The sequence below is a fragment of the Pseudomonas sp. 05T35 genome (assembly GCF_056396605.1).
Genome location: NZ_JBFTLU010000365.1, coordinates 1 through 4,657, shown reverse-complemented (window position 1 = coordinate 4,657; position 4,657 = coordinate 1). Strand labels below are relative to the sequence as shown.

The window sequence follows — 4,657 nt, the reverse complement described above, 5'->3', positions numbered from 1 at the left end:
CTCCAGGTAGGCGGTCTGGATTTCCTTGCCGATGAACTCGATATAACGCGGCGCCAGGTACTCTTTCAGGAAGCGCAGATAACGCTCGCGGGTTTCCGCCTGGAACTGTTCCTGTTCGATCTGTTGTTCCAGCACATAGAGCAGATGCACCGGGTTGGCGGCGATTTCATGCGGGTCGAAGTTGAAGACTTTCGACAGGATCTTGAAGGCAAACCGGGTCGAAAGACCGTTCATGCCTTCGTCGACACCCGCGTTGTCGCGGTATTCCTGGATCGATTTGGCCTTCGGATCGGTGTCCTTGAGGTTTTCACCGTCATACACGCGCATTTTCGAGTAGATGTTCGAGTTTTCCGGCTCTTTGAGGCGCGAGAGCACCGTGAACTGGGCGAGCATCTTCAGGGTGTCGGGTGCGCAGTGGGCCTTGGCCAGGGAGCTGTTGAACAGCAGCTTGTCGTAGATCTTCACTTCGTCACTGACCCGCAGGCAGTACGGCACTTTGACGATGTAGATCCGGTCGATGAAGGCTTCGTTGTTCTTGTTGTTGCGGAAGGTGTGCCACTCCGATTCGTTGGAGTGCGCCAGCAGGATCCCGGTGAACGGAATCGCGCCCAGGCCTTCGGTACTGTTGTAGTTGCCTTCCTGGGTTGCGGTCAGCAATGGGTGCAGCACCTTGATCGGTGCCTTGAACATTTCGACGAATTCCATCAGGCCCTGGTTCGAGCGGCAAAGTGCACCCGAGTAGCTGTAGGCGTCGGCGTCGTTCTGCGGGAATTCTTCCAGCTTGCGAATATCGACCTTGCCCACCAGCGCCGAGATGTCCTGGTTGTTTTCGTCACCCGGTTCGGTCTTGGCCACGGCGATCTGGTTGAGGATCGACGGGTAGAGCTTGACCACCCGGAACTGGCTGATATCGCCACCGAATTCGGCCAGGCGTTTGGTCGCCCAGGGTGACATGATGGTGTTCAGGTAGCGCCGCGGAATGCCGAAATCCTCTTCGAGGATTGCACCATCTTCGGTGGCGTTGAACAGCCCCAGCGGAGACTCGAACACCGGAGAGCCCTTGATGGCATAGAAGGGCACTTTTTCGATCAGCTGTTTCAGCTTCTCGGCCAGGGATGACTTACCGCCACCGACGGGGCCGAGCAGGTAGAGGATCTGTTTCTTCTCTTCCAGGCCCTGAGCTGCGTGGCGGAAGTAGGAGACGATCTGGTCGATGCATTCTTCCATCCCGTGGAAGTCTTCAAAGGCCGGATACCGACGGATCACCTTGTTGGAGAAGATGCGCGACAGTCTCGAATTGGTCGAGGTGTCCAGCAGTTCCGGTTCGCCGATGGCCAGCAGTAGTCGTTCGGCGGCGGACGCGTAGGCGCTACGGTCCTTTTTGCACAGTTCGAGATACTCCTGCAGAGTGAGCTCTTCCTGCCGCGTGGACTCGAAGCGTTGTTGGAAGTGGCTAAAGATACTCATGACGTCACCTCGCTCGATACGTGGAGCCGACGTCGGATCAATCAGTGGATGCTGGCAAGCAACTGAAAGTGCAGTTGCCTTTTACCCCCCTGAACACCTTCAAAGCTATCAACCCTGAAAGYTACTCCCGATGATCCGTGCGCCGGTGTACCGGCTCTCCCCTGTTTTGGATGGCCTGAGGCTAAGGATAGTTCGGAATCTGCAAGGTAAGGGGGCCAATGCGTAGTTTTGTTATGACTACCGTTCGTCAGCCCACAGCGGGCGTGGGCTGGAGCGTGTGAAAAAAATTATTCGGCAGTGCCTTGCGACGTCTCCGAAGGATAAATCGTACGCCACAGCTCGAATCCGCCGTCCATGCTGTAGACGTCGGAAAAGCCCTGGCTGACCAGATATGCAGCGGCGCCCTGGCTGGAATTACCGTGATAGCAAACCACTACGGTCGGTGCGTCGAGGTCGGCGGCAGTGATGAATGCGTGCAGGGAATGATTATCCAGATGCTTCGATCCGCTGATGTGCAGTGCGGCAAAAGTTGCCGGATCGCGGACATCGACCACCACCGCGCCTTGTTCGCGCAGGGCCTGGGCCTGTTCTGGGGGGATACGTTTGAATTCGCTCATGGCGGGCTCCTGTGGCCTGGCTGAAAGCGCAGCCTAGCGCTTGGCACTGGCCGACAATAGTTCGGGGGTAGTTGAGGTGGCGTGCGGGGCGGCGCGCCCCTGAGCATCGCATTTGCAATGCAGGCGCTCGCCGGTATCGACGTTCATCAAGGTCATCGAGCCACCCCAGACGCAACCGCTGTCCAGGGCGAAGATGCCCGGTTCTTTACATTTACCTTCGAGCGCGGCCCAGTGACCGAAAATGATCTTCTTGCCGCGGGTCTTGCGTTGCTGGTGTGAAAACCAGGGGGCGTAACCCGGTAGCGCGCTGTCGAGACCTTCCTTGCTTTTGAGATCAAGCTTGCCGTCGCTGGTGCAGAAACGCATGCGAGTGAAGTAGTTGGTGATCACGCGCAGGCGGGCTGCACCTTTAAGGTCACCGTCCCACTTAAGCGGTTCGTTGCCATACATGCCATCGAGGTAGGGCGCGATGCGGTTGTCGTCACGCAGTGCTTCTTCGACCTCGGCTGCGCACTTCAAGGCTTTGCGCAGGGACCACTGCGGCGGTATACCGGCATGGACCAACGCAATATCGCGTTGTTCGTCGTAGTGCATGAGCTTTTGCTGGCGCAGCCACTCAAGCAGATCCTCGCGATCCGGGGCTTCGAGGATTTCACGCAGGGTGTCGGCTTTGCGCAAGCGTTCGATGTTGTAGCCGGCAGCCAGCAAGTGCAGGTCATGGTTGCCCAGTACGCACACCAGCGATTCGCGGATGCTATAGAGAAAGCGCAGGGTTTCCAGCGATTGCGGGCCGCGGTTGACCAGGTCGCCGACCAGCCACAGACGATCCGTTGCAGGGTTGAAGGCAACCCGCTTGAGCAGGCATTGCAGGGGCTCAAGGCAGCCTTGCAGGTCGCCGACGGCATACGTCGCCATCAGTGCAGGGCTCCGGGCACCGCCAGGCGGAATGGCGCGATGATAGCGTCGAAGTGTTTACCGTCTTCAGCGAGCATTTGATAAGTCCCCTGCATGTTGCCAACCCGGGTAGTCATCACGGTGCCGCTGCTGTAGGTGTGGCTCTGGCCGACGCCGATCAGCGGTTGCTGACCCACCACGCCTGCGCCGCGAACTTCTTCGACATGGCCGTCGCCATCGGTAATCACCCAGTGCCGGGAGAGCAACCTGGCCGGTAGCAGGCCATTGTTCTGTACGGTAATGGTGTAGGCGAAGGCAAAGCGGTTCTGCTCGGGTTGCGATTGTTCTGCCAGATAGCGGGTGACGACGCTGACGTCGACCTGATAACGAGGATCGGACATGCAAAGGGCCTTAAAAGCAAAGCGGGACGCGGGGCTTAACTGATTGAGGTCAGTCTAGGCCAGGTATCGGGTAGTAAACCAGACATGGGCGCTGGTGTCCTACCCGATAACGCTTCTGGCCTGTCAGATGTCGGCAGGCTGCTCGGCGACTTGTTCGCTGAGCTTGTCAGCCAGGCGGACGAAGGCTGCCAGATCGAGCTGCTCGGGACGCAGGCTGCCATCGACGCCAGCGGCTTCGATTTCGGCGTTGCTCAGCAGGGCCTTGAGGGTGTTGCGCAGGGTTTTGCGGCGCTGGTTGAAGGCTTCGCGAACCACGCGCTCCAGTAAACGATGGTCTTTGGCCGGGTGCGGCAGCACGGCGTGCGGCACCAGGCGGACGATCGCCGAGTCGACTTTCGGTGGTGGGTTGAACGCACCAGGGCCGACGTTGAACAGGTGTTCGACCCGGCAGTGGTACTGAACCATGATTGACAGGCGACCCCAATCGCCACCGCCAGGACCTGCCGCCAGACGCTCGACCACTTCCTTTTGCAGCATGAAGTGCATGTCGCGAATGATGCTTGCGTTGTTCAGCAGGTGGAAAATCAGCGGCGTGGAGATGTTGTACGGCAGGTTGCCGACCACGCGCAGGCTGTTGGGGGCGGCATTCAGGCTGTTGAAGTCGAACTTCAGTGCATCGCCCTGGTGCAGGTTGAAATTGCTCTTGCCGGCGAATTGCTGGTTGAGGATCGGGATCAGGTCTTTGTCCAGCTCAACCACGTCCAGTTGGGCGCCGCTGTTGAGCAGGCCTTCGGTGAGCGCGCCCTGGCCCGGGCCGATTTCCAGCAGACGGTCATCGGGCTTGGCATGAATGGAGCGCAGGATGCGGTCGATAACGCCGGCATCGTGCAGGAAGTTCTGGCCGAAACGCTTGCGCGCCCGGTGTTGGTAATGCTCGGTCATAAACGGGTCTCGGCCATCTGGTAGGCGGTTTCCAGGGCGACTTGCAGGCTGCCGGTGTCGATTTTTCCGCTGCCAGCCAAGTCCAGGGCGGTGCCGTGGTCGACTGAAGTGCGGATGATCGGCAAGCCGAGGGTCACGTTGACTGCCGCGCCGAAGCCTTTGTATTTCAGCACAGGCAGGCCCTGGTCGTGGTACATCGCCAGCACCGCATCGCAGTGCTCCAGATATTTGGGGGTAAACAGAGTGTCGGCGGGCAGGGGACCACGCAGGTCCATGCCTTCAGCGCGCAGACGCTCCAGGGTTGGTTCAATGATGTCGATTTCTTCGTGGCCCAGG

The 4,657-nt window shown here is 59.1% G+C and carries 6 protein-coding genes; all 6 read right to left on the bottom strand.

Annotation, left to right across the window (positions count from 1 at the left end):
* Window positions 1-1,467: PrkA family serine protein kinase (locus AC1DH9_RS22815; RefSeq protein ID WP_477808828.1), on the bottom strand; the 1,467-nt coding region annotated here is incomplete at its 3' end.
* A 287-nt stretch (window positions 1,468-1,754) separates the two neighbouring features.
* Window positions 1,755-2,084, bottom strand: coding sequence for a thiosulfate sulfurtransferase GlpE (glpE, locus tag AC1DH9_RS22810; protein WP_427533037.1), 330 nt, complete (start codon window positions 2,082-2,084; stop codon window positions 1,755-1,757).
* Between the two features lie 33 nt (window positions 2,085-2,117).
* Window positions 2,118-2,999, bottom strand: coding sequence for a symmetrical bis(5'-nucleosyl)-tetraphosphatase (locus AC1DH9_RS22805; RefSeq protein WP_427544841.1), 882 nt, complete (start codon window positions 2,997-2,999; stop codon window positions 2,118-2,120).
* A complete protein-coding gene (apaG, locus tag AC1DH9_RS22800) occupies window positions 2,999-3,379 on the bottom strand; it encodes a Co2+/Mg2+ efflux protein ApaG (protein WP_427544839.1) in 381 nt (126 codons plus the stop codon). The genes AC1DH9_RS22805 and apaG overlap by 1 nt, the downstream gene beginning before the upstream one ends.
* Before the next feature lie 123 nt (window positions 3,380-3,502).
* Window positions 3,503-4,321 carry a 16S rRNA (adenine(1518)-N(6)/adenine(1519)-N(6))-dimethyltransferase RsmA gene (rsmA, locus tag AC1DH9_RS22795; protein WP_427544837.1) on the bottom strand — a complete coding sequence of 273 codons (819 nt, stop codon included), beginning with the start codon at window positions 4,319-4,321 and terminating at the stop codon, window positions 3,503-3,505.
* Window positions 4,318-4,657, bottom strand: a 340-nt coding sequence (locus AC1DH9_RS22790) for a 4-hydroxythreonine-4-phosphate dehydrogenase PdxA (protein WP_477808827.1), incomplete at its 5' end; no start/stop codon positions are given. The genes rsmA and AC1DH9_RS22790, both read right to left, overlap by 4 nt.

Excerpts from the sequence above, each read along its gene's own strand:
- rsmA (WP_427544837.1), bottom strand. The coding sequence starts at position 4,321 with ATGACCGAGCATTACCAACACCGGGCGCGCAAGCGTTTCGGCCAGAAC.
- AC1DH9_RS22805 (WP_427544841.1), bottom strand. The coding sequence starts at position 2,999 with ATGGCGACGTATGCCGTCGGCGACCTGCAAGGCTGCCTTGAGCCCCTG.
- apaG (WP_427544839.1), bottom strand. The coding sequence starts at position 3,379 with ATGTCCGATCCTCGTTATCAGGTCGACGTCAGCGTCGTCACCCGCTAT.
- glpE (WP_427533037.1), bottom strand. The coding sequence starts at position 2,084 with ATGAGCGAATTCAAACGTATCCCCCCAGAACAGGCCCAGGCCCTGCGC.